General features: G+C 44.3%; 22 protein-coding genes and 1 riboswitch. Of the genes, 11 read left to right on the top strand and 11 right to left on the bottom strand.

Annotated features, from left to right (window positions below; genetic code table 11):
• Nucleotides 1-30 precede the first annotated feature (30 nt).
• From hcp-2 to T411_RS0113215, 7 genes are all read left to right on the top strand, one after another.
• The gene (hcp-2, locus tag T411_RS0113250) at nt 31-549 is read left to right on the top strand and encodes a type VI secretion system effector Hcp-2 (protein WP_001142930.1); all 519 of its coding nucleotides are present in this window, start codon (nt 31-33) and stop codon (nt 547-549) included.
• A 127-nt stretch (nt 550-676) separates the two neighbouring features.
• The gene (tssI, locus tag T411_RS0113245) at nt 677-4,012 is read left to right on the top strand and encodes a type VI secretion system tip protein TssI/VgrG (protein WP_027694896.1); all 3,336 of its coding nucleotides are present in this window, start codon (nt 677-679) and stop codon (nt 4,010-4,012) included.
• A gap of 167 nt (nt 4,013-4,179) precedes the next feature.
• Nucleotides 4,180-5,007, top strand: a complete 828-nt coding sequence (locus T411_RS0113235) for a DUF4123 domain-containing protein (protein WP_000413970.1) — start codon at nt 4,180-4,182, stop codon at nt 5,005-5,007.
• A gap of 2 nt (nt 5,008-5,009) precedes the next feature.
• Entirely contained in the window at nt 5,010-6,935 is a 1,926-nt protein-coding gene (tseL, locus tag T411_RS0113230; RefSeq protein WP_000376836.1) for a type VI secretion system toxin TseL, read from the top strand.
• On the top strand, nt 6,932-7,675 hold the full coding sequence (tsiV1, locus tag T411_RS0113225; RefSeq protein WP_000771533.1) for a type VI secretion system immunity protein TsiV1: 744 nt from the start codon (nt 6,932-6,934) through the stop codon (nt 7,673-7,675). The genes tseL and tsiV1 overlap by 4 nt, the downstream gene beginning before the upstream one ends.
• Before the next feature lie 144 nt (nt 7,676-7,819).
• Nucleotides 7,820-8,557, top strand: coding sequence for a DUF2931 family protein (locus T411_RS0113220; protein WP_000733293.1), 738 nt, complete (start codon nt 7,820-7,822; stop codon nt 8,555-8,557).
• A gap of 87 nt (nt 8,558-8,644) precedes the next feature.
• Nucleotides 8,645-9,283, top strand: coding sequence for a LysE family translocator (locus tag T411_RS0113215; protein WP_000236673.1), 639 nt, complete (start codon nt 8,645-8,647; stop codon nt 9,281-9,283).
• 72 nt (nt 9,284-9,355) lie between these two features.
• Here the strand turns inward: T411_RS0113215 and T411_RS0113210 are convergent, their stop codons facing one another.
• Complete coding sequence (locus tag T411_RS0113210; RefSeq protein ID WP_001061738.1) at nt 9,356-10,732, bottom strand: alanine/glycine:cation symporter family protein; 1,377 nt, start codon at nt 10,730-10,732, stop codon at nt 9,356-9,358.
• A gap of 92 nt (nt 10,733-10,824) precedes the next feature.
• A riboswitch (glycine riboswitch) is annotated at nt 10,825-10,924 on the bottom strand.
• 485 nt (nt 10,925-11,409) lie between these two features.
• On the opposite strand from T411_RS0113210, the gene T411_RS0113195 reads away from it, so the two are divergent.
• Entirely contained in the window at nt 11,410-12,144 is a 735-nt protein-coding gene (locus T411_RS0113195) for a chromosome segregation ATPase (protein WP_001032890.1), read from the top strand.
• Between the two features lie 148 nt (nt 12,145-12,292).
• Here T411_RS0113195 and T411_RS0113190 read toward each other — a convergent pair whose 3' ends face one another.
• From T411_RS0113190 to potA, 5 genes are all read right to left on the bottom strand, one after another.
• Nucleotides 12,293-13,330 (bottom strand): extracellular solute-binding protein, encoded by a 1,038-nt coding sequence (locus T411_RS0113190; RefSeq protein ID WP_000791554.1) that lies wholly within the window; start codon nt 13,328-13,330, stop codon nt 12,293-12,295.
• A gap of 110 nt (nt 13,331-13,440) precedes the next feature.
• Nucleotides 13,441-14,472: an extracellular solute-binding protein gene (locus T411_RS0113185; protein ID WP_000731896.1), complete on the bottom strand. Its 1,032-nt coding sequence runs from the start codon at nt 14,470-14,472 to the stop codon at nt 13,441-13,443.
• Between the two features lie 102 nt (nt 14,473-14,574).
• Nucleotides 14,575-15,345 carry a spermidine/putrescine ABC transporter permease PotC gene (potC, locus tag T411_RS0113180; protein WP_000533748.1) on the bottom strand — a complete coding sequence of 257 codons (771 nt, stop codon included), beginning with the start codon at nt 15,343-15,345 and terminating at the stop codon, nt 14,575-14,577.
• A complete protein-coding gene (gene potB, locus T411_RS0113175; RefSeq protein ID WP_001911544.1) occupies nt 15,345-16,202 on the bottom strand; it encodes a spermidine/putrescine ABC transporter permease PotB in 858 nt (285 codons plus the stop codon). The genes potC and potB overlap by 1 nt, the downstream gene beginning before the upstream one ends.
• Nucleotides 16,186-17,319: a spermidine/putrescine ABC transporter ATP-binding protein PotA gene (potA, locus tag T411_RS0113170; RefSeq protein ID WP_011929403.1), complete on the bottom strand. Its 1,134-nt coding sequence runs from the start codon at nt 17,317-17,319 to the stop codon at nt 16,186-16,188. Before potA ends, potB begins: the two co-directional genes overlap by 17 nt.
• A gap of 324 nt (nt 17,320-17,643) precedes the next feature.
• Between potA and T411_RS0113165 the strand changes: the two genes are divergently transcribed.
• Genes T411_RS0113165 through T411_RS0113155 form a run of 3 tightly spaced genes read left to right on the top strand, consistent with a single transcriptional unit; the run spans nt 17,644 to nt 19,904 of the window.
• Nucleotides 17,644-18,450: a DUF2189 domain-containing protein gene (locus tag T411_RS0113165; protein ID WP_001058050.1), complete on the top strand. Its 807-nt coding sequence runs from the start codon at nt 17,644-17,646 to the stop codon at nt 18,448-18,450.
• Nucleotides 18,443-19,243 carry a glucosaminidase domain-containing protein gene (locus tag T411_RS0113160; RefSeq protein ID WP_000549543.1) on the top strand — a complete coding sequence of 267 codons (801 nt, stop codon included), beginning with the start codon at nt 18,443-18,445 and terminating at the stop codon, nt 19,241-19,243. Before T411_RS0113165 ends, T411_RS0113160 begins: the two co-directional genes overlap by 8 nt.
• A 1-nt stretch (nt 19,244) precedes the next feature.
• Nucleotides 19,245-19,904, top strand: coding sequence for a DUF2987 domain-containing protein (locus tag T411_RS0113155; RefSeq protein ID WP_000837785.1), 660 nt, complete (start codon nt 19,245-19,247; stop codon nt 19,902-19,904).
• Between the two features lie 75 nt (nt 19,905-19,979).
• On the opposite strand, the gene ttcA is transcribed toward T411_RS0113155, so the two are convergent.
• The 5 genes from ttcA to ccoS form a co-directional block, all read right to left on the bottom strand.
• A complete protein-coding gene (gene ttcA, locus T411_RS0113150) occupies nt 19,980-20,912 on the bottom strand; it encodes a tRNA 2-thiocytidine(32) synthetase TtcA (protein ID WP_000126820.1) in 933 nt (310 codons plus the stop codon).
• A 126-nt stretch (nt 20,913-21,038) separates the two neighbouring features.
• Entirely contained in the window at nt 21,039-21,986 is a 948-nt protein-coding gene (gene uspE, locus T411_RS0113145) for a universal stress protein UspE (RefSeq protein WP_000029912.1), read from the bottom strand.
• Nucleotides 21,987-22,115: 129 nt separating this feature from the next.
• Complete coding sequence (gene fnr, locus T411_RS0113140) at nt 22,116-22,868, bottom strand: fumarate/nitrate reduction transcriptional regulator Fnr (RefSeq protein ID WP_000622582.1); 753 nt, start codon at nt 22,866-22,868, stop codon at nt 22,116-22,118.
• Between the two features lie 89 nt (nt 22,869-22,957).
• Nucleotides 22,958-23,632: a sulfite exporter TauE/SafE family protein gene (locus T411_RS0113135; RefSeq protein WP_000074295.1), complete on the bottom strand. Its 675-nt coding sequence runs from the start codon at nt 23,630-23,632 to the stop codon at nt 22,958-22,960.
• Nucleotides 23,629-23,793, bottom strand: a complete 165-nt coding sequence (gene ccoS / locus T411_RS0113130; RefSeq protein ID WP_000445305.1) for a cbb3-type cytochrome oxidase assembly protein CcoS — start codon at nt 23,791-23,793, stop codon at nt 23,629-23,631. Before ccoS ends, T411_RS0113135 begins: the two co-directional genes overlap by 4 nt.
• Nucleotides 23,794-23,795: the final 2 nt, after the last annotated feature.

Below are 23,795 nucleotides of genomic sequence, written 5' to 3'. Positions count from 1 at the left end.
TTAAAAATGATTTATTGAAAGGAAATAGCCATGCCAACTCCATGTTATATCTCTATCGAAGGCCAAACTCAGGGTCTTATCACTGCAGGCGCATGTACTGCTGACTCTATCGGCGATTCATTCGTTGAAGGCCACGAAGATGAGATGCTGGTTCAGCAGTTTGACCACGTTGTGACTGTACCGACTGACCCACAATCTGGTCAGCCTTCAGGCCAACGTGTGCACAAGCCATTCAAATTCACTGTGGCGCTGAACAAAGCGGTTCCTCTGCTGTACAACGCGCTCTCTTCAGGTGAGAAGCTGAAGTCGGTTGAGCTGAAGTGGTACCGTACTTCTATCGAAGGTAAACAAGAGAACTTCTTTACCACTAAGCTGGAAAACGCGTCTATCGTCGATATCCACTGTGAAATGCCACACTGCCAAGACCCAGCAAAATCTGACTTTACTCAGAATGTGACTGTGTCTCTGTCTTACCGCAAAATCACTTGGGACCACGTTAACGCGGGCACCTCAGGCTCTGATGACTGGCGTAAGCCAATCGAAGCGTAATTTACGCTGCGAGAATGTCGCTCACCTTAGGGTGGGCGGCTGTGAACCTTAAACCCAGAGTATCGTTTGGCGCGGTATTGTGGGTTTAAGGTTTTGCCATTTTTAATGTAGGGGAAGGAAAGGCAGGATGGCGACATTAGCGTACAGCATTGAGGTGGAAGGGCTGGAAGATGAGACTCTGGTGGTCAGAGGCTTCCACGGGCAGGAGTCACTCTCTAATAGTGTTTTTTTAGGGCAAGCCTGTTACGGGTTTCGCTACGAAGTGCAACTGGCGAGTCGGGTATCCAATCTGACTGCTGAGCAGATGGTGGATAAGCGTGCTGAGCTCAAGCTTTACCGCAATTCACAGTTGGTGCAGCGCGTGCACGGCATTGTGCGTGCTTTCAGCCAAGGCGATATCGGCCATCATCACACCTTCTACGAACTCACTTTAGTGCCTGCCTTAGAGCGCTTATCCCTGCGTCATAATAGCCGCATTTTCCAAAAGCAGACTGTTCCTGAGATTCTCTCTATCTTGCTGCAAGAGATGGGCATCCACGATTACGCTTTTGCGCTCAAACGTGATTGCGTGCAGCGTGAGTTTTGTGTGCAGTACCGTGAAAGTGATATCGACTTTCTGCACCGCCTCGCCGCTGAAGAAGGTTTGGTGTACAGCTTTGTCCATGAAGCGGGCAAACATACCCTCTATTTCAGTGATGCTAGTGATAGCCTAAGTAAACTGCCGGAGCCTATCCCGTACAACGCTTTAGTGGGTGGCGCGATGGATACCCCGTATATCCACGGCTTAACCTATCGCACCCAAGCAGAAGTGAGCGAAGTTCAGCTCAAAGATTACAGCTTCAAAAAGCCGGCGTACTCGTTTTTGCAAACCGTGCAGGGTACTGAGCTGGATTATCAGCAAACGCGCTACCAACATTTTGATGCGCCGGGGCGCTACAAAGACGATGTGAACGGCGCCGCCTTTAGCCAAATCCGTTTAGACTACCTGCGCCGCCATGCCCATACCGCAACAGGGCAGAGCAACGAGCCGCTGCTGCGTGCCGGCTATAAGTTTGACCTGCAAGAGCACCTTGACCCCGCGATGAACCGCGATTGGGTGGTAGTGTCGATTAACCACCAAGGTGAGCAGCCGCAAGCGCTACAAGAAGACGGTGGCAGCGGCGCTACTACTTACAGCAATCAGTTCAGCTTAATTCCGGGGCATCTTCACTGGCGCGCCGAGCCACAACCCAAACCGCAAGTCGATGGTCCAATGATTGCCACGGTCGTCGGTCCTGAAGGCGAAGAAATCTTCTGTGATGAACATGGGCGGGTGAAAATCCATTTCCCGTGGGACCGTTACTCGAACGGTAACGAGCAAAGCTCCTGTTGGGTACGGGTGTCGCAAGGTTGGGCGGGCAGTCAGTATGGCTTTATCGCTATTCCGCGCATCGGCCATGAAGTGATTGTAGAGTTTTTAAACGGTGACCCAGACCAACCGATTATCACTGGCCGCACTTATCATGCGACCAACACGCCGCCATACACCTTGCCTGAGCACAAAACCAAAACCGTGCTGCGCACCGAGACGCACCAAGGGGAGGGCTTTAACGAGCTCAGTTTTGAAGACCAAGCGGGCAAAGAGCAAATCTACCTGCATGCGCAGAAAGATTTTGATGGTTTGATTGAAAACGACCACACCACGGTCATTCGTCACGACCATCACCTGACCGTTGAAAACGACCAATTTACCCAGATTAAGCACAACCAACACCTGACGGTGGAGTGGGAAAGTCGAGAAGCGGTAACGGGCGAGCAAGTGCTGAGTATTGAAGGCTCGCTGCATGTGAAAACAGGCAAAGTTCGGGTCAATGAAGCGGGTACAGAGATCCATGTAAAAGCGGGACAGAAAGTGGTGATTGAAGCGGGCTCCGAGATTACCGTTAAAGCGGGCGGCAGCTTTGTGAAAGTCGATCCGGCTGGGGTGCATCTGTCCGGTGCTTTGGTCAATCTCAACTCTGGCGGCAGCGCTGGTAGTGGTAGCGGCTTTGGCGGTGCAATGCCCGCCTTACCGGGCGGCTTAGAACCCGCCGTGGCACTGGCTCCACCGCAAACCATCTCTTACCAAGCGTTGCTACAGGCCGAGCAAGCGAATGTTCCTGCGGTGAAGGTGTGTCCTTTAGCCGCTCAAGAAGCAACGCCTGCGGTGAATAGTATCACGCCGCCTCCACCACCACCGATTGCTCCGCCAATGGCCCCACCACAACCAATAATGAATCCACAGCCAACCGCTAACGCGCAGCCTAATCTTGGAAGATCCACTAAGGCAACGCCGGATTTTCCAACACATTTCCCGAAGTCATCCATTGGCATTGAGAATGAGTTAGCTGGTCTAGTGGTGGCTATGCCAGCCAACTCGGCACAGAAATTTGGCTACGTGAAAAGTGCACAAGGTGATGCGCTGTTTATGTTAACGAAAGACATGAACCAAGGTTCGTATCAGCGGCCACCTTCATTACAAGATGGAAAAAATTATCAGAATTGGCAGACGCATACAGTAGAGTTGGTGAGCTACCCTTGTGAAATGGACGATAAAGCTGCCGTTGAAACACGCAAACAAGCCATGTTGTGGTTAGCAACCCACTTTACTACGCATATCGACCAGTCCAATCATCAACCATTAGCTCCTATTCAAAGTGAAGACGGACGCTTTGTTATCGAAATCACTAATGCGAAGCATGTGATTGCTGCGGGCAATGGGATTTCTGCAGAATCTCAAGGTCAAACAATCACGATGACACCAAGTGGACAACAAGCCACAGTGGGTGTTGCTGCTAAAGGTTTCGGGACGAGTGCAACGCCAGAATTAAGGTTACTTGAATCGGCACCTTGGTATCAGAAATCACTCAAGAGCCAATTTGCATCTCTAACGAGCGCAGAAAACTTGGATGATAAAGAGTTAGCTGCAAACGTATTTGCTTATCTGACGTCTATTTATTTAAAAACAGCAGAGCTAGCGAAGAAGTTTGGTATTTACATCAATGAATGGGACCCCATGTCGGAGCAAATTACTCCAAATGCGAATGGATTAACGGATCCAAAAGTAAAAAATGCATGGGAAATATTGCCACGTACAAAACCAAGCAAAATAGTAGAAATACTCAGTAAGAGTGATGCCAAAGCGGTTATGAAACATATCAAGCCTCAATTGCAGTCTCGCTATTCTGAGAGTTTGTCGAAAAATGTATTTCAATATTTCCAAGATGGTGGTGAAGTAGCCGGACACGGTATTAATAATGCGACGGTCGGTGATAAACATAGTCCGGAATTGGCGATTTTGTTTGAGTTCAGAACTGTTCCGAATGAACTGCAAAGTTATTTGCCTAAAACAGAATCGACAACTAAGTCAGAAGTGAAGTTACTCGATCAGTTTGATCCTATGAAGCGTAAAACAGTAATTCAACAAGTAGAATCGCTTGTGTAAAATAGTGGCGATGCATTTGATAAATGGTACCAAAGCTACCGAGACTCCATGAATCAACCTCCCGTTAAAAATGCGAAGAAAATTGCTTCCGCGAATCAAAAAGCACAATGGGTTAAAGAGCATAATCCTCAAGAATGGCAACGCATTATTGCTTAGTGGAAAATGGAATGGAAAAGATGCTTTTACAATGGTTGAGTGAACAGACATCAAACGTCTATTGGCTTGCTGATCATTTAACGTTTAAACAGGCGGTGGCGAATAACAGTGGAATTGTATTTGATGGTACACAAGTTGTTTTCCACGGAGAGACCTTTGCCCCTGTGATGGCGTTATCGCCCTGGTTAGTCCCTGTCTCTGATATGGTATCGGATATCGACTACGAGTGCTTACAACAAGGTATATTCCTAAGTTGCTCCTGTCCCTCCACAGAGTTATTAAGCCATCTCCAAAGCCTTTTGATTGCAGCACTGGAAGGCGAAGAAGTACTGTTTCGTTTTTATGATAGGCAGGTCATTGTGCCTATGCTTGAACGAATGGATGAAATAGAAAAAAATCAGTTCTTAGGTAAGATAAATCAGTTAGTCGTGTTCGATAGCCATGAGAAAAATCGGTTAGTCTCATTTACCAATACATCAGACGCTCAGTTTACGGCCAAAAAGACAACGTGGTGGGTGATCAAACGACACCATTTGGAGGCTCATGAGAATTTGCCTCTTGTTCAAGCTAACCTCGAATCTTGGCTATGGCGGCATTTTCCAAAAGTGATGAACGAGTACTTAATTCAAGGGCGTGATATCGCTTCCATGCTCGCTCCATCTCTCTCTGTTCCTGAACAAACCTTAACATATCGTGTGTTAAGTGCCGCTATCGTTGCTGTTGTCGGTGCCGAACAATTGACTCAGCCTAGCATGATTGAATTTCTACGAGACTATAACAACGAAGAAGCTCAGCTCGCTCTGCATGCTTTAACTCGTCAATTTGAACTAAGGGGATAACCATGGATTCATTTAATTATTGCGTGCAGTGTAACCCTGAGGAAAACTGGTTAGAGCTAGAGTTTCGGAGTGAAAATGATGAACCGATAGATGGTTTGCTAGTTACGATTACGAACCAAAGTGCCCCCTCTAACACATACACGCAAACCACAAGTTCGGGTAAGGTGTTGTTTGGCAAGATTGCGGCTGGGGAATGGCGTGCTTCTGTAAGCCAAGCTTCTCTGTTAACTGAAGTCGAAAAATATGCCAGCCGTAAAGAGGGACAAGAGTCGCCAGTGAAAAAACGAGCTGCGGCAGAACTTGACGCCGCAGATAAAGATACGAAGCAGTACCGCTTTACCACTATTGGTGATTTCTGGGATGAAGCACCAAAAGATGAGTTTTTACAAAAGCAGCATAAAGGGATAGATGTCAATGCTTCTGCTGAGAAAGCAGGGTTTAGACTCAGTCATAACCAGACCTATGTTTTTGAAATCAAAGCACTACGTAGCTATATGCCAGTGATTATTGATACCGATGAATTTAACTTGGTGAATAGTTATACCTTTGCGTTGTTGTCGAAATTAGCTTATGCGACTAACGATTTTAATAGGGATGATGGTAAGACAATAGATAATCAGGGAGCAATTAGCACGGTTATTTCTCAATTGAAGCGTAAAGAAAGACCGACTTATTCTGGAGATTTACAAGCAAAGTGGTTATTAGAGGAAATTCCATATAGCAAAGCGTTAAGTGCCCAATATTATGCTGAGGATGATGTCGGTAGTGAAGGTTACATCATCTTTAACGATGAATTGGCGATTATAGGTGTGAGAGGTACAGAGCCTTATTTTCAGAGTAAGAAACCACCTGTTGATAACACTAAATTTAAAATTATAAAAGCGGCTTCAGGTATGGCGGCTGTGATTGCGGATAAGATAGAAAGTGCTACCGATTCACCAGGAATGAAAGACCTTATTATAACAGACCTTGATGCTGCGCAAATCGCCCCCGAAGAGTTTGGTGGAACATATGTTCATCGGGGGTTTTACCAATATACGATGGCTTTGTTATCTTTGATGGAGAAAGATCTAGGGCTACATAAAATAAAAAAATTCTATTGTTGTGGCCATAGCTTAGGGGGCGCTGGTGCATTACTTATAAGTGCATTGATTAAAGATAGCTATCATCCTCCAGTATTGCGTTTATATACATATGGAATGCCACGAGTGGGAACTCGCAGTTTTGTAGAGCGCTATCAAAATATTTTGCATTACCGTCATGTTAATAATCACGATTTGGTGCCACAGATACCAACAGTATGGATGAACACAGATGTATCTGAAGGATTCCATGTACTTGATGTATTTAAAAGCCGTGTTGATCTGATGAGAAAAATGCTCACTGATGATGATGATGACAATTATCAACACCATGGTCATTTGTCTCAGTTACTAACTTATAATTCAAATAACCAAGTCTTACTGACACCCAAACAAACTCAAGTCACTATGCTAGACCTAGCAAATTTAGCCACTAATGATTCTGTTGCTATGGTAGATGGTTTATCAGATGCCTCAATAGTAGAGCATGGAATGGAGCAGTATATACCCAATTTATTTGAGCAGTTAACAGCACTAAGTGATGAAAGTTTAATGGTGCATTATCAACGAGCGATTTCAGCCTTAGAGCAGGAAATTGCTACGTTGCAACAAAGTTATCTTACAGTTAAACAAGCTTGGATTGAATCTATAGGAAATGGCACGCCGACTATGAATATCGGACGTTTGATGAGTGAAATGCATTCTATAAATAAATTAATAGAGAACCGTAATAAAATTAGAGGTGAGCTAAGGCAGATAGTCTCTGATCCTCAGCGTATGCCTGCAACTAAATTTTTAATTTCACAGCAAACCTTACCAGATGAAATCAAGGTGCAAATAAGATGAAGTTATTGAATAATCTTGCAATAAAAAAGCTAATCTCAGTTGTTGTACTATTCATTGCATTATTTTTTCTTGGGTATGACTATTACCAGACTTCTCAACCTAATATTTGGGGTGATGAACCTGATGAGTCCTATATTACTATATCAGGCAAAAAGCCTATAGATGCTTATTTAGAAGTGTGGACTCATTTTTGGGTGACAGGAGATGAGTGTGAAGCTTATTCCTACGATTTATTTGGTCAAAAAGCCCATCAAGGAGGAAAAATAAGCCAGAAGATTACGCATGATTTTGCTAAAGATGGTTCAAATTTTGAATTTAGAATTCCTTACCAAACGTATAAGAACTCACAAAATTGTATAGTGGAATTAAGAGACTTTTCCATACAAGCTCATAATGATTTTGATACCGTAGGTTTTGCTCAGTTGCGATTTTCTCCAGCAGGCAGAGAATATTACAATCGAGAGGTTGATCTAAACTCATTGTTTACAGCAGATAATTGCAATAGTGATATATTTAAAAGTATAAGAAAAGAGTGGGCAGGAGCCATTGGTTGTCATTTTTATGTCGATGGAAAGAAAAAGACTAAAGATGAAGAATTCAACGCTTACACCATCTACTACGATTTTTCGAAATTCAATAATGACACCGTGATTCATTACGATATTTTAGCCGGTGAAAACTATCGGTCAGAGCCTTTGTCCTCAGCTCAAAAGACAGCAGTGGTATCTGATGATAATTAATGCCGGTGGTTCTGTAATTTTTAATTATGAGTTTAATAATTTCAATTAAGCTCATAATTGTCATTGTTTTAAAATCCTGTTACGAGATAAAACACTTCTATTTGGTGAATCGTAGTTAGCTGATAATACAATCAAGGAAGTAAAATGAAAAAATTGATTTTCTTGTTGTCGGCACTTCTACTCAACTCTTGTTCCACCAATCCCGTATATGAAACAGAGCAACCATGGACTTGGCGAGTTGGTGTAACAATGCCCTCTTTTTATCCAGTCAACGTTACTCGAGTCTATGGCGTGAATAATAAAGAGGATTGGACCGTCTTAATTCATAACTTTATGACTTTTGTGAGTGATAGTGATATCAGTTATATCCATCAGATATTTCCTGACTATGATGGTTTTGGGCTGCCACATGCCTTAGGTATTACAAGCAGAAGCCAAATTGGTGTAGGTACCACCCAGCTGCCTGATACACTCTATATGTACTGGGTTTCATTGTTTGATACCAAATTTTATGTCACTAAGTATGAGATTCCTGACAACGTAAAACAGTTAGTAGCTACGAAAAAAACTTATACTAAATGGAATGGATTTATTGTTGATCCATGTTATCGCACAGAGTTTATTTTTGGTCTTCTGCCTAATGGGCAAGCTAAGGTGTGGTTGAGTGGCTGTGGTGAGACTATTTATTTGACCGAGCTAGCACCTGACCAAATACTTGACCGCGACAGTAATGGCGTTAAATTTGATTCTTATCGGAAGTCTTCCTCTTTTGTTGATGTTCAGCAACGCGCTAAGGATGCAGGTGTTGAGCTAGAGCCCATCCCTTGGGATAAAGTGAATAAAGTCTACTCGAGATATGAGATTAAAACGCTTGGCGAGTAACTTAGCGTGAATTGAAAAATCTTCATAAGACACATAAGAGGCTTTGCGGTATAAGAAAGGCTTGCTGATTTTCCTTCAAGGATTGATATGGTTATCCAGAATTTCGAAGCTTTTCTTATCGCTATTACTATTTTGACTTTAACACCGGGGCTAGATACTGCTTTGGTGATCCGTAACACTTCGCGGGCTGGGTTTGCCGATGGATGCACGACCAGCTTGGGTATCTGTTTTGGCTTATTCGTTCACGCCACTTTTTCTGCTATTGGTATCTCTGCGATTCTTGCTCAATCGGCTGAGCTATTTCAAATCGTTAAAATGGTGGGAGCGGCTTATCTGATTTGGTTGGGTATTTCGAGCCTACGATCATTAATGAAAACAGGGCAGGGCATTGAGGTTGCGAGCCTAGCTCATGCACAATTTCGCTTAACCCGATCGCTGCGTGAAGGTTTCCTCTCGAATGTGCTGAACCCGAAAACTGCCGTCTTTTACTTAGCTTTTCTGCCTCAATTTATTAATCCTGACTATTCACCGTTAGCGCAATCTTTGCTGATGGCGTTGATTCATTTTGCGATTGCGATGGTATGGCAATGTGGTTTAGCTGGTGCTTTGAGTAGCGCTAAAAACCTTCTGAAAAACGCTTCTTTTATGCGTTGGATGGAAGGTACAACGGGAGTTGTTTTGGTCGCATTAGGTATCAAACTGCTCTTAGAGAAACCTCAAGCCTAGCGTGTAATAAAGGTTTAAAAGTAGAAAAAGCGCCGTTGGGCGCTTTTTCTTTGTGCTTAGACCGACTAGGTGTTATTGAACTTGGGCTTCGGCTTCGGAGTATTGATAACGCGCGGCAAAATATTGCTTCGTTTCTTCTACGACCACATGGCGTAAGGCAGCAAGGCCAATAAGGTTCGGAATGGCCATTAAACCATTTACAATGTCGGCGATAATCCAAATCAAATCGAGGTGTAGGAATGCGCCTGAGGCAATCAAACCAATAAAGACGATTTTATAAGGCAATACCGCTTTGGTTCCGAATAAGAACACCATGCAGCGTTCGCCGTAGTAGTTCCAACCCAGAATGGTCGTAAAGGCAAAGAACATCAAACCAATCGAAACCAGCATCGGGCCGATAGTTTGTGCATTTAAGCCTGTGGCAAAGGCGTAGGTGGTCATCGCAGCACCGGAAAGGTCGCTTTGCCAAGCGCCCGTTAGAATGAGAGCCAAGCCAGTCATCGTACAGATGATAATGGTGTCAAAGAAAGTCCCCGTCATAGAGATAAGACCTTGCTCAACGCAGGAGTCAGTTTTCGCCGCCGCCGCCGCCATAGGCGCACTGCCTAAGCCAGATTCATTGGAGAACACGCCGCGGGCAATACCCGATTGAATCGCGAGCATAATGCTCGCACCTAAGAAGCCACCTGTCGCAGCAGTCGAGGTGAAAGCGGATACCAGCACCAATTCCACGGCGTCTGCGAGTTTGTCTGCATTGGTAACAATCACACTTAAGCAGGCGACAATGTAAAACAGCGCCATCGCAGGAACCACTTTTCCTGCGACTTTAGCGATGGATTGAATACCACCGATAGTGACAATCGCAACCAGTACGGTCAGTACCACTGCAGAGGCTTCACGAGGGACGCCAAAAGAGATTTGAGTGGCATCTAAGATCGCGTTCACCTGCGGGAAAGTACCAATCCCGAAGCAGGCAACCCCTACGGCAAACACAGCAAATAATACTGCCAGTGTTTTTGAACCCACACCATCACGCAGGTAGTACATTGGCCCGCCGACCATTTGTCCTTTGTCATCCACTTGGCGATATTTCACCGCGAGTAAGCATTCTGCGTATTTGGTTGCCATACCAAACAGGGCGGCGAGCCACATCCAGAACAGGGCACCTGGGCCGCCGAGTTTGATTGCGGTCGCAACACCTACGATGTTTCCAGTACCAATGGTGGCAGAAAGAGTAGTACACAATGCGGCGAAGCTTGATACATCACCTTGTTTGTCTGAAGATTTTTCGCGGCCAAATACCATAGCTAAAGCCGTCGGTAGGCGTCGAAACTGCAGTAAGCCTAAGCGGAAGGTGAAATAGACACCGGTGCCGACCAGAAGAATTAACAGTGGTGGCCCCCACACTAAACTATCAACAGTTTGCAGAAAAGATTGCAGGTTATTCATGATTTCCCCTTAAAAAATAAACATAAGGAGAAGAGAGAAAGGGTGCGAAAAATGCACAGCAGAGCTCTAGCGAGCTCACTAAAAAATTGGCCTTTCACTCCTCTGTCCTTTTGCCTGAGAGTTTCACTCTGCATATGCGCAGAGCTTGCTCCTTCGGCGACCGATTAAACGGTTCTCTCCAGAGGTTCCTCCAACTACAGTCCTCGCTTATTCGTTGCCAATAAATAGCTAAGAATAATGCACCTGAAAGATTTACTTCTTCGGCGGGTTATTTGGCTCAGATGTTAAAATCTGGTTAACAACCACTCTCCTGCAGTCTTCAACGGAACAATCGTCTTGAATAAAACGATTTGCAAGGCGGATGCTAGCGAAAAGAAAATGTGATGTCACCTACAAAAGAAATCAACTGATGAAATGTTGCGCAAGTCTTTTGCTAATCCACTTTTCTCTGACGTTAAACTACGTATAAGTGTTATAAGATAATCACGCTTGGAGGCGGGAGATGGTGAGATTAATTGCAATAGCCTTACTGATAGCATTAGCGTTTGTCTTGATACGCTACCGTACCAATGAAAAATTGCAGAAGGGGGTCGTTATCGTCATTTTGGCGACCTTTGTCACCTATACGGCCTTCTTGATGATTTCTGAACTGATTCGCTGACGCAAGAGGAGCGAGCGTGAATAAACATAATGAGTTTGACGACAACGAAGAAGTTGTTGTTATCGAACGAAGAGATAAGCAGAGCTATCTCTATATCGCGATTGCTGCGGTATTAGGTATTGCCTTGGGTGGCCTGATTGGTTCCTCTGTCACCACCAGTCGTTGGGAGACGTCTTACCAAACACTACAAAACCAGCTTGAGCAACTCAATAATGCGAAAGCAGAAGTTTCTAAAGCGGCTGAGCTTTCTGAGCAAAATCAAGAGGAAGCGTGGCAACATAAAATGGATGAGGCTTTAGAGAAGCAAAGAGAAGAGTGGCAGGCAGAGGCTGTACAGCGTGATAAATACGTTGCTGAACTCGAAAAGCAAAATCTTAATTTAGAACAGCAACTGAACGAGCAGAAAATGGCATTGGAACTGGCCAATACACAAAACAATCAGCTTAATCGTCAAGCCGATATGCAAGTGACCATGCTTGAGCGTTCTCGAGAGTTGTTCCAACGAGAACTAAAAATCAAACAAGAACTCGAGGGATTACAAAAAGAGCGCGATTCTCTGGTTCCCAAGCTCAAAGTACTGAAAAAAGAGTGTGACATTTACCTTGAAGGGAAATCTTGGGATGCGAAGTCGGATGCCTGTGATAAACAAGATGAAGCGAATTCACGGGTAAGCCAAATTGATCAGATGATCCGTGTGCATCAAATGGATCTGGAAGAGATTAAGGCGCTCTCAGAAGAGATAGGTTTATAAGTGATTTAATCTATCAGGCTGAATTAAAGCGATTATTTTCGTCACATGACTTGAGCGTTCGCTTTTTCACTCTCTAGAGTGAATCGCATTCTGAAGATACAAAAAAGCCACCGTCGTCGGTGGCTTTTTAATGGGAGATAGAAAAGGCTTAATCGTTTACTTTTAGCTTTTGGAAATACTCATCGTAAAGCACGCTAGCCTCTCCCACTTCATCTTGCCACTCGCCATTGTCAATCACTGATTGTGGTGGGTAGATACTTGGGTCATTCGCAAACTCTTTGGGCAGTAGGTCATGCGCGGTTTTGACGGGTGTTGGATAGCCGATTTCTAAGGCGATTTTTGCAGCATTTTCTGGACGCAGTAAGAAGTCAATCATCTTGTGGGCGGCCTCGATATTTTTGGCTCCGGCAGGAATCGAGATGCTGTCCATCCAAAAAATGGTGCCTTTTTCAGGCCAGATAATCTGGATTGGTGCGCCTTCTTGGCGGGCCATATACGCTGAGCCATTCCATAACATACCTAGTGACACTTCACCAGCGAGGTAAGGGTTGGCTGGGAAGTCAGAGTTAAACACTAAGACATTTGGCATCAGCTTTTTCAGCTCACGGTAAGCGGCTTTAATCTCTTTGGGATTGGTCGTGTTAGGCGAGTATCCCAGCTTACTCAGGGCGATATGGAAGACTTCACGAGCGTCATCCATCAGCATTAATTGACCTGCCCATTTGGCATCCCACAGATCGCCCCAGTTTTTGAGTGATTTTTTATCCAGCATATCGGTGTTAATGCCGATACCCGTCGCTCCCCAGATATAAGGGATAGAGAATTTATTGCCTGGATCAAAAGGCTTATTGAGATAGTTTGGATCCAAGTCTTTGAAATGTGAAAGTTTTGAATGGTCAATCTCTTGCAGCATGCCTTCTTTGCGCATCTTAGAGACAAAATAAGTGGAAGGAACCACAAGATCATAACCAGCGCCTTGCGTTTTGAGCTTGGCATACATGCTTTCATTGGATTCGTAGGTAGAGTAGATAACCTTGATTCCGGTTTCTTTGGTAAAGTCTTCTAGGACTTCGCTCGGGATATATTCAGACCAGTTGTAGAAATAAAGTTCTTGGTCTTTAGCCATTGCATTGGTGGTGAACAATGCTGCTGCGCACAGAGCACTCGCAAACAGTTTATTTTTCATTACGTTCCCATAGTGTATAGAAAGAACCTAACTAGGCGTTGGAGAGGGGAGTATAACAAGATAAAAAAAATAGGCAGCAATGGCTGCCTATTTGATGCTTTTCTTAGACCTTATTGGCCAGCTTTCAACTTCATGAAGTACTCTTCATACTTTACTGTCTTATCGCCAACGGCAGATTGCCACTCAACACGGTCCAGATCTTCTTGAGATGGGAACAGTGGCGCGACATCTTGGAATTTGTCGTTTGAGGCTTTAACGCCAGTCAGATAACCTGTGTCGCGTGAAATTTGCTCTGCAATTTCAGGACGTAACAAGAAATCGATCATCTTGTGTGCTGCATCGACGTTTTTGGCACCAGATGAGATGGCGAAGTTATCAACCCAACCGATACCGCCTTCTTTCGGGAAGACTAGCTTGATTGGTAAACCTTCTTTCTGCGCCGCTGCTGCTGAGCCGTTCCACAGCATACCAAGACCTACTTCACCTGAAAGGTAAGGAGCTGCAGGGTTATCAGAGTTGAAAACCAGTACGTTTGGCATCAGCTTTTGTAGCTCTGCATACGCTTCATCAATCTGCTTGTCGCCCGTTGAGTTACCTGAGTAACCCAGTTTACGCAGAGCGATATGGAATACTTCACGCGTATCATCCATCAACATCAGTTGACCTTTTAACTCAGGCTTCCATAGGTCGCCCCAGCTTTGGAAGTCATTAGGATCATACATGTCGGTATTAACCGCGAGACCGGTAATTGCTACAACGTGTGGAATTGAGTAGTCGTTGTTTGGGTCGTAAGGTTTATCTAGGTAGTTGGAATCTAGGTTTTTGAAGTTGCTCAGCTTAGATTTGTCAATCTTTTGCAGCATCCCTTCATCACGCATTTTTGCCACGAAGTAGGTAGAAGGAACTACCAGATCATAACCTTGATTGTGCGTTTTGAGTTTTGCATACAAAGTTTCATTTGACTCATAAGTTGAGTAAATCACTTTGATTCCCGTTTCCTTGGTGAACTGTTCTAGGATGCCGCTATTGATATACGGTCCCCAGTTCATAAACACCAGTTCCTTATCTTCCGCTGCCGCTGTGCCAGACAACAGAGAAAGCGCACATGCGCTACCTGCTAAAAGAGTAGCCAGTTTTTTCATCGACGTTAGCTCCAAACTAAACGTTGCCCTTTTGGGCGTTGCAAAGAAAAACAGAATGACTTCCGTCATTCTGTTTCGCGTGTTTCCAAACGGACGTGGATTTTACTTCACTTTTTCTCTTGCTAACAACTGTGAAGCGACAACAAGTACCAAAGAAACCACAAGCATGACGGTCGCCAGTGCGTTTACTTCAGGTGAAATACCCACTTTCACCATTGAGTATATCTTCAATGGCAGAATTTCGTAGGTTGGCCCTGTCACAAATGAACTGATGATCACATCATCCAGAGATAGGGTAAAGCTCAGTAACCAACCTGCGGCAACTGCAGGTTTCGCCAGTGGCAGGATAATTTTCTTTAAAATCACCCATTCGCCAGCGCCGAGATCTTTTGCTGCTTCAAGCATCTTAACGTCAAAGCCGTTGAGTCGAGTGTAAACCGTCACCACAACGAAAGGCAGACAGAAAGTGATGTGCGCAATCAACAGAGTGAAGAAGCCCAGTTTCGCCCCCATCACTAAGAATAGAGCAAGTAGCGAAATAGCCATCACGATATCGGGTGACATCATCACGACAAACAGCATGCCACTCACCACTTTCTTACCTTTAAATTGGTAGCGGAAGAGGGCAACCGCCGTCAAACTACCGATCAAGGTTGCTGCAGTAGCAGAAAACACGGCTACGTTGATGGAGTGCCAAGCGGCTTGCATTAAGCTGTCGTTATTCATCAAAGCGTGGTACCACTTGGTGGTAAAACCGCCCCATTTGATACCAAACTTGTTTTCGTTAAATGAGTTTGCAATCAGAACGATGATTGGTAAGTACAAAAATAAGTACACCAAACTCATAAAGCTAAATCTAATTGAACGTCCCATTAGTCTAGCTCCACCTTCTTATTCAAAAGTTTACCTGCACGATAGTAGGCGTACAGCATGATCGCCATGGCCAGAGTCAGTGCAATACTGGTTGCGGCACCAAATGGCCAGTCACGGGCGTTGAGTACTTGGCTCTTAATCACGTTACCGATCAGTAGGTTTTTCGCACCGCCAAGTAGGTCAGCGATGTAGAACATACCGAGGGCAGGGAGCAGAACCAGCAAACAACCACCAATAATGCCAGGCATAGTCAGCGGTAAAATCACGCGAACTAAAGTTTGAAACTTGTTGGCACCGAGATCGCGCGCCGCTTCAATATAAGTGCCATCCAATTTTTCGATAGCTGAATAGAGCGGAAGGATCATAAATGGCAACAAAATGTAAACCAGACCGATCATGACGGCTGTTTCGGTAAACATAATGCGCAGTGGTGCATCAATAAGGCCCAGAGACATTAGCGCTTGATTAAGAATACCTTGCGTGCCGAGTACGATTTTTAAACCATAGGTGCGGATGAGTGAGTTGGTCCAGAAAGGAACAATAATCAAAAACAGCATAAATGGACGCCATTTTTCAGGCATTTTCGCCACTATGTACGCAAAAGGATAGCCAATCACTAGACAGATTAATGTTGCAACAATCGCCATGTAGAACGAGTGCAGCATCACTTTTCCGTATAGTGGATCAAGCAGACGCGTGTAGTTTTCAAAGGTGAATGCAAACTTAATCAGGTTCGCTTCATCACGAGTCAGAAAACTGGTACCAATAATCATCAGGTTGGGGATCAGTACAAACAGCACTAACCAACCTACGATTAAGGTAACAATCGCATTTTGTAGATTAAGCTTTTTGCTCATCATTGAGGACTACCTCCCAGCTTTCAACCCAAGTGACGGCAACTTTCTGTCCGATAGAGTGATCAACATCTGGATCATCTTCGTTAAAGAATTCGCTAACCATCACACACATACCGGATTCCAGTTCTACCACTGATTCCAGAGTCATGCCTTTGTAGGTACGGTCAGTCACGTGACCCACAATGCCTTTTTCTTCTGACTCTTTGATTTCTTCGATACGTAAGTCTTCAGGACGGAGGAGCACTTGCAGCTTGTCACCAGCCTTCACTTCATCTTCATAGTAAACAATCGACTCGATACCTTCGATGTCAACGCGGATGCGTTTTTCGTCGATACGATCGATAGTCGTTGCTTGGAAGACGTTGATTTCGCCGATAAAACGAGCAACAAAGAGATTTTTTGGATCTTCGTAGATTTCACGAGGAGAGCCGTCTTGTTCAATTTTGCCTAAACGCATAACGATGATGCGATCTGACATAGACAGCGCTTCTTCTTGATCGTGAGTAACGAAGATAAAGGTAATGCCTAATTGACGTTGTAGTTGTTTGAGCTCGCTCTGCATTTGTTTACGCAATTTGTAATCCAAAGCGGAGAGCGATTCGTCAAGTAGCAGTACTTTAGGTTTGTTAACCACTGCGCGCGCAATAGCGATACGTTGCTGCTGGCCACCAGAAAGTTGATGCGGTTTACGCTGTGCCATTTCGGCAAGGCGCACCATGCGTAGTGCTTCCATAACACGAGGCTCGATTTCGCTTTGAGGGACTTTTTGCATGCGCAAACCAAAAGCGACGTTTTCGAACACTGTCATGTGGGGGAATAGAGCATAGCTTTGGAAGACCGTATTGACGTGTCGTTGTTCAGCAGGAACTTGAGTAACGTCTTGATCATCTAGCAGAATCTGACCTTGATCTGCAGTTTCAAAACCAGCAATCATTCTTAACACCGTCGTTTTACCACAGCCCGATGGACCTAGGATGGTTAAGAACTCGCCATGATTCACATCAAGATTTAGGTTACCAATGATTTCCTTACCATCGAAACTTTTGCTAATGCCAGATAAACGAATGACTGGCTTTCCTACTGAATGTTGTTCGTTCAACGTCTGTATTTCTCCCACCTCGGCCTGTAGAAAATCCTACTTGTTGGACCTGTAGTTAAACAAAAATAAGAGGCGCATCATAAACACCAAGAGCACGATTTCAAAGTCTTTTTCTCACCTTGAAACAGAAAAATTTTTGCCAGTTTGAATAGAGTTTGTCTAGCATACTGATTTTGCTTAACTCTTAATGCTATCAAGCAGTTAATTATCAATCATATCGACAATAAAGCAAGATGATATTGGTAATCAGATTTTAGCCTGAGCAGCATTTCAGTATAATGAACACAATTTTCACGTTGAAGCGTGACGTTATCCGCGCATTCGACCGAACTAGGGCATTTTATGAATAACGATATCGAAAGAGAGTTCAATCTTGGCGGCTCGGTAGAGAAAGCGCTATCGGGAAGTTATGAATTAAAAGTGGGTGATGTACTCAAGGAAGCTTGGGGTATTACAGTCAAGCACTTTATTAATTTCACGCCTGCCATTTTTGCGCTGATTTTGGTGCAGTTGGCGATTTTTTATTTTGCGTTCAAATTGCAGATCGGCGATCTCTCCGTGATTCTGTCTGTGTTTCAGGAGGGCGGTGCGCTGCCCGAAGGCCTAGTCCAAGCCATGTTTATTGCTAACTTTAGCTATGAAGTGATCAGCGCGCCGATTTATGCAGGCATCAGTTTAATGGCGATGAGTCACGCGGCAGGGCTAAAAACCCAAACTCGGCATATCACGAAAGGATTACAGTTTACGATCCCTGTTATCCTCGCCACTCTGTTCAGTTTATTGTTACAAGGTGTGGCAGGGATGATTTTGCCATTCCTTTCTATGTATCTCTCTGTGGCTTTCAGTAACTCATTACTATTGATTTGTGAAAAGAAAGTCCCACCTATGCAATCTTTGTTATTGTCATTGCGAGCAGTGAATAAAAAGATTTTCCCGTTAATCGCTATCTATTCGATCTTGATGGTGCTGTTCATGATGGCCGTACTTCTGTACGGTATTGGTCTAGTGTTGTTCTTGCCTTTCTTCTTTCATGTTAAAGGCATTATTTATCGCAACATGTTTGGCATTCGCTTGAAAATCATCGCAACGGATCAAGCTCAGCCTGACCAACCTGATAGCAACAACTCTTCTGGAATTTTTGATGCATAAGCGAATAACCATTACCCTGGTTTGGTTAATCATTGTCTTCATCGCCATGTTTGGCGTGTATCGATTTGAGAAACCGAAGAAGTTCAAGTTACCTTTGCTCAGAGGAGAAGTGGTCGGTGCAGCCCCTGATTTCTCTGCAATCCACGACATTGCTGAGCGGAAAGAGGCTTTTTTTAACTACTTAAAACCCGGTGTGAGGTATGAAAATTCGCGGATTCTTCAAGAACGAACACTATTGAAGCGAATAAAAAAGGATTTTGCCGACGGTCAGCTCTCATCTCACAATCTGGCACAAGCACAATATTTGGCTACTGCGTATTCTGTGGCACTGACAGAAAACAACGTTGATAACGCTTGGTTACAGGAAATATTTCATCGCGTCGATGTAATACCTGAAGCCTTAGTCTTAACTCAAGCTGCGAATGAATCGGCATGGGGAACCTCAAGATTTGCCAAAGAAGCCAACAACTATTTTGGCCAATGGTGTTATAGCGCGGGATGTGGCTTAGTACCCTTAGCGAGAGCAGAAGGAGCGTTCCATGAAGTGGCTAAATTTGACAGCGTTCAAGACTCAATTCAGAGCTATTTTATGAATGTCAATCGTAATCCTGCTTATCGAGAATTACGTGAAATACGCTTTCAGCTTCGCCAGCAGAAAATCAACCCCAACAGTGATGAAAGTGCTAAAGCGATGAGTAATGGCCTTTTAAAATATTCCGAGCGTGGTGAAGCCTATGTGCGTGATTTACAAGCCATGATGTTAGCGAATCAAGAATATTGGAACGATAATTAGAATGAAATCAAAATCTTACCTCCTACTTGCCCCTTTGTTTTTAAGCCTAAGTGCTCCAGCTTTGGCGCAGCAATATATGTTTACCTACAGCAAGTTGTTCTCTCAAATGAAAAGCAACACAAAAGAAGATCATCCTGATGTAAAAATGGGGATTTTCTTTGTTGATGCACAGAGTAAACAAAACTGCGTGATAGAAAAAGCGTGGATGGAAAAGGAAGAACACTACGAAGAGTTACCTATTGGCCCTAGTAATGAGCTGGTGATCCCACTCGATAACAATCTGAGACAGGCGAATCCACTGGTTTTTGTGAATACACCGCAAGATAAACGCTGTGATTATTCTATGGTGGTGATGGCGAAAAAGTCGTTTGAGGGTAAAGTAACTTATCAGGAAGTCGAGGTCTTGTTGCCGCAGATGCAGGTAATGCTTGAACAGCTTGGCGGCATGTTCGCCAGTTGGTTTACGCCCGCGGTTGAAGGCGTTACCTTAGAATTCGTCCCAGAGACAGAGGGAATGATTACGTTCAGTAATGGTCAATCCATTGCTATTGTGGATCACAAGGCGCAAGTAGCGCTAACGCAAATTGGTAAAGAAGGGTGGATGCAACTGCCGGCTCCAGCTTTGCGAGTTTTACCTTACTTACCTTCTGCAAAAAAGTAAGCTTTAGCGATTGAAAGACTAAAACAAAGGCTGTCAGTAGACAGCCTTTGTTTGTTTTTATGCTTTTGAAGTCACCTAGATATTGGTGACATTTAACTGGAGTGATGGGTCAAACTCCATCACTAAGTCTTCATCTTCCACGACTTGCGGTGCAATTTCTTCTTTATCAAAGCCAATATCACCACCATTAATGACGCCAGAGTTTTTATCAATCGATTTAAAATCGAACAAAGAGAAGTCTGCAAGGTGGCTTGGCACCACGTTTTGCATGGCTCTAAACATGGTTTCAATACGGCCAGGGAAGCGCTTATCCCAGTCATTAAGCATCTGTTTTACTGCTTGGCGCTGTAAGTTAGGCTGTGAGCCACACAAGTTACATGGAATGATTGGGTAGCCGCGCATATCTGAATATTTGATGATGTCTTTCTCACGGCAGTAGGCCAACGGGCGAATAACCACATGTTCGCCGTTGTCTGATACTAGCTTAGGTGGCATGCCTTTCATTTTGCCGCCGTAGAACATATTCAAGAACAGAGTTTCTAAGATGTCATCACGATGGTGACCCAAAGCAATTTTGGTTGCTCCTAACTCTTTGGCGGTACGATATAAAATACCGCGACGCAGACGAGAGCAGAGTGCGCAGGTAGTTTTGCCTTCAGGCACTTTATCTTGCACGATGGAGTAGGTGTCTTCTTCTACGATCTTGTATTCAACCCCCAAACTATCTAGGTATTCAGGCAAGACATGCTCAGGAAATCCCGGTTGTTTTTGATCGAGATTGACAGCAACCAATTCAAAAGAGATAGGCGCACTTTTTTGCAGGCTCATCAAAATATCCAGCATGGTAAAGCTGTCTTTACCGCCAGATAGACATACCATAATCCGGTCGCCATCTTCGATCATATTAAAGTCTGCAATTGCTTGACCAGTATTGCGACGAATACGTTTTTGCAACTTATTGAAATTGTATTGTTGAGCTTTGGTCAACTCTTGAGTTTGCGCTGTCATTGCTTGCTATCTTAAATCTCAGAACAAAATGAAGTGCGTATGATACGGATAAATAGCAGAGATGCCAGATCTATAGTGTGAAGAGATAAAAAATCCCTGCCATATGGCAGGGACTGTTGAGGAGGGTTAAATGGCTGTCTGTGGATCGAGAGGGCTTACGTAGCCATTGGGTTTGAGGGCAAGCACATCACAGTTAATTTTATCGATGACATGTTCTGCAGTGTTGCCGATAAATACCGCCGAAAGTCCCGTTCTACCTGTCGTGCCCAGAATCACCATAGCTGCATTAAGCTGTTTGGCCGCTTCTGGGATCACATCTTCGGGCAATCCTTGTTGGACAAGCGTTTGCTCTTCACTTAAACCATGTTTTTGGCGAAGAGCCTTCATCGCCGTAAGGTGATGTCCTCGAACCGCATCGGTATAGGTGGTTGGATCAAACTCCGGCAGCTCAATAGTGATGTTGGCTGGAGTGACTGGATAAGCGTTGACAAGATAAGGACTCGCTCCTAAGCGTTTGCTCAAATTAAGGAGCTGTTCGACCATACGATCATTTAAATCAATATGGGTATCTAGCTCAGAGCCAACATGCACAGAGGCAATGATATTGGCATTTTCTGGCCAGTCAGCATTTTTGACTAACAAGACCGGTGTCGGACACTTACGCATCAAGTGCCAATCGGTTGGAGTGAAAATAACGGACTCTAGCATGTCGTGTTTGCGAGTCGCTTTGATCAGGATATCGTGTTCACCCGCAAAAATTTCACCAATAATCGCTTCGTAAGGACGGTTGTGCCACACCACCTTAATGTCAAACTGAACGGATTTATCTAGATAAGGCTCTGCAATGGAACGCATCCACTGTTCTCGTTGATGGATCACCCCCTTGCGCATGGCATCACGCTCTTCGAGAGAAAGCATGGAGGTCATGTCATAAGAAAAATCGTAAATCGATAGGAAGAAAGTGATATGGCTGACGGAGGTGCTTTTTTGCGCCAGTTGCATTGCCCGAGCCAAAGCAGGTTGTTCATCATGGTTGATATCAGCCACGACAAGAATTTTACTGTAAATGCTCATGAGAAACTCCTTGTTCAGTGAGGAGGTTTGTTAGCTTCACTTTAGCTTAGTTATGAGCAGAGTTTTAGTAAAAAGAAGAGGTATTTGGAAGAAATATGATGTAGCTCATTAAGAGCTACATCATTGAAGTTATTTAGATTCTTTAGAGACGCCAGCCAATTCCATCAATTCTGCATGGTTGAGAATAGTGATGTATTTGCCTTTAACACTTAGGATTTCTGATTTTTGGAAACGACCGAGCAAGCGGCTGATGGTTTCAACAGTAAGACCAAGGTAGTTACCAATATCACCACGTGTCATGGTGAGACGAAACTCTCTTGGGCTGAAACCGCGTTGAGAGAAACGAGTAGAAAGGTTGTACAAGAAGGCCGCTAAACGTTCTTCAGCGTTCTTCTTTGAAAGCAGCAGGATCATCTCCTGATCGCCTTTAATTTCGTTACTCATTAAACGCATGATTTGTTGACGCAGTTTCGGCATTTTGCCAGACAGGTCATCCAAGATTTCATACGGGATTTCACAAACCATGGAGGTCTCAAGCGCTTGAGCAAAGCTTGGGTGCTGATCTCCAGTAATTGCATCAAAACCAACTAAATCACCAGCCAGATGAAAGGCTGTGATCTGCTCATCACCTTGCTCAGTGATGGTGTAGCTTTTAATCGTACCAGAACGAATTGCGTATAAAGATCTCAGTTCGTCACCCGCTTTAAACAGCTCCTGACCTTTCTGGATCGGTTTTTTACGCTCAATGATCTGGTCAAGCTGATCAAGCTCAGACTCATTCAAGGTAAAAGGGATACAGAGTTGGCTAATACTGCAATCTTGACAGTGAATAGCACAACCACCCGATTGAATGCGCTTCGCAGCAGGCTTTTCAGAAATCATAACAACCTTTCACTAATTGATGTACGTCAATATTTTAGCATCGCTTAACCCTAAAGGGTAGTTAAAATACATCAGCGACCTCTAAACCATTAACCCAGATTAATCATCAGCTTTACGGCATCGTAGGCAGTGAATAGCCCATACCCAATCACCAGTATTGCCGCACATTGACGAAATAAATGCGAATTTTGCCAATGCATTAATTTATTAGCTCCCCAGCCACTGGCTAGCATGGCGGGTAGGGTGCCAAACCCAAATGACAACATAATAAGTGCCCCTTGTGAGAAACTGCCTGCCACGGCAGACCAAGTCAACATAGAGTAGACTAAACCACAAGGAAGCCAGCCCCACACAAGGCCGAAGGGTAGTGCATGCCACTGTTTTTTTAGCGGCAAAAGAGTTTTGCCTAGCGGTGAAATCCATGGCCAGATTTTCAGGCCGACTTTTTCAAGCCACAGTAGTCCAAACCACCAGCGTCCGATGTAAAGGCCTAATACAATCATCAACACAGCTGCGAAAATTCGAAGCCACACTAAGGCGGATTGAACATCAATGAGCTCTGTCAGTGAAGCGGTGATGCCACCGACAATACCGCCAATTAAGGCGTAGCTCAGCAGGCGACCTAGATTGTAATAAAGTAGCAGTGCTGGTGAGCTTTTAGACGGATCAAGGGTGAGCAAAGCGCTAATGCCGCCGCACATGCCCAAACAGTGACCCGCTCCCAGCAGGCCTACCACCCAAGCCCCCAAATAATCAGGACTCACCGTTTATCCTTATCTTGGCTCTCTTCATCTTCAAATAAGATGTTGTGGCCTTGGCGCTCAAGATCTTCAAATTGCTCACTTTTGACTGCCCACAAAAAAATACCGACCGCGACACAAACTAACACAATCGCAATTGGGATGAGCAAATATAAGCTTTCCACCG

The sequence above is a fragment of the Vibrio cholerae ATCC 14035 genome, from assembly GCF_000621645.1.
Lineage (GTDB): Bacteria > Pseudomonadota > Gammaproteobacteria > Enterobacterales > Vibrionaceae > Vibrio > Vibrio cholerae.
Note: the sequence above shows the minus strand (reverse complement) of the source record. Positions and strands in the feature narration are given on the sequence as shown.

Bases quoted from the DNA above. Each gene is read 5' to 3' on its own strand.
- T411_RS0113235 (WP_000413970.1), top strand. From the start codon at position 4,180: ATGGAAAAGATGCTTTTACAATGGTTGAGTGAACAGACATCAAACGTC.
- potB (WP_001911544.1), bottom strand. From the start codon at position 16,202: ATGAGCAAAAAGCTTAATCTACAAAATGCGATTGTTACCTTAATCGTA.
- uspE (WP_000029912.1), bottom strand. From the start codon at position 21,986: ATGAGCATTTACAGTAAAATTCTTGTCGTGGCTGATATCAACCATGAT.
- hcp-2 (WP_001142930.1), top strand. From the start codon at position 31: ATGCCAACTCCATGTTATATCTCTATCGAAGGCCAAACTCAGGGTCTT.
- T411_RS0113220 (WP_000733293.1), top strand. From the start codon at position 7,820: ATGAAAAAATTGATTTTCTTGTTGTCGGCACTTCTACTCAACTCTTGT.
- T411_RS0113215 (WP_000236673.1), top strand. From the start codon at position 8,645: ATGGTTATCCAGAATTTCGAAGCTTTTCTTATCGCTATTACTATTTTG.
- T411_RS0113185 (WP_000731896.1), bottom strand. From the start codon at position 14,472: ATGAAAAAACTGGCTACTCTTTTAGCAGGTAGCGCATGTGCGCTTTCT.
- tseL (WP_000376836.1), top strand. From the start codon at position 5,010: ATGGATTCATTTAATTATTGCGTGCAGTGTAACCCTGAGGAAAACTGG.
- T411_RS0113155 (WP_000837785.1), top strand. From the start codon at position 19,245: ATGAAATCAAAATCTTACCTCCTACTTGCCCCTTTGTTTTTAAGCCTA.
- tsiV1 (WP_000771533.1), top strand. From the start codon at position 6,932: ATGAAGTTATTGAATAATCTTGCAATAAAAAAGCTAATCTCAGTTGTT.
- tssI (WP_027694896.1), top strand. From the start codon at position 677: ATGGCGACATTAGCGTACAGCATTGAGGTGGAAGGGCTGGAAGATGAG.
- T411_RS0113190 (WP_000791554.1), bottom strand. From the start codon at position 13,330: ATGAAAAATAAACTGTTTGCGAGTGCTCTGTGCGCAGCAGCATTGTTC.
- fnr (WP_000622582.1), bottom strand. From the start codon at position 22,868: ATGATTTCTGAAAAGCCTGCTGCGAAGCGCATTCAATCGGGTGGTTGT.
- T411_RS0113165 (WP_001058050.1), top strand. From the start codon at position 17,644: ATGAATAACGATATCGAAAGAGAGTTCAATCTTGGCGGCTCGGTAGAG.
- ttcA (WP_000126820.1), bottom strand. From the start codon at position 20,912: ATGACAGCGCAAACTCAAGAGTTGACCAAAGCTCAACAATACAATTTC.
- T411_RS0113160 (WP_000549543.1), top strand. From the start codon at position 18,443: ATGCATAAGCGAATAACCATTACCCTGGTTTGGTTAATCATTGTCTTC.
- potC (WP_000533748.1), bottom strand. From the start codon at position 15,345: ATGGGACGTTCAATTAGATTTAGCTTTATGAGTTTGGTGTACTTATTT.
- T411_RS0113210 (WP_001061738.1), bottom strand. From the start codon at position 10,732: ATGAATAACCTGCAATCTTTTCTGCAAACTGTTGATAGTTTAGTGTGG.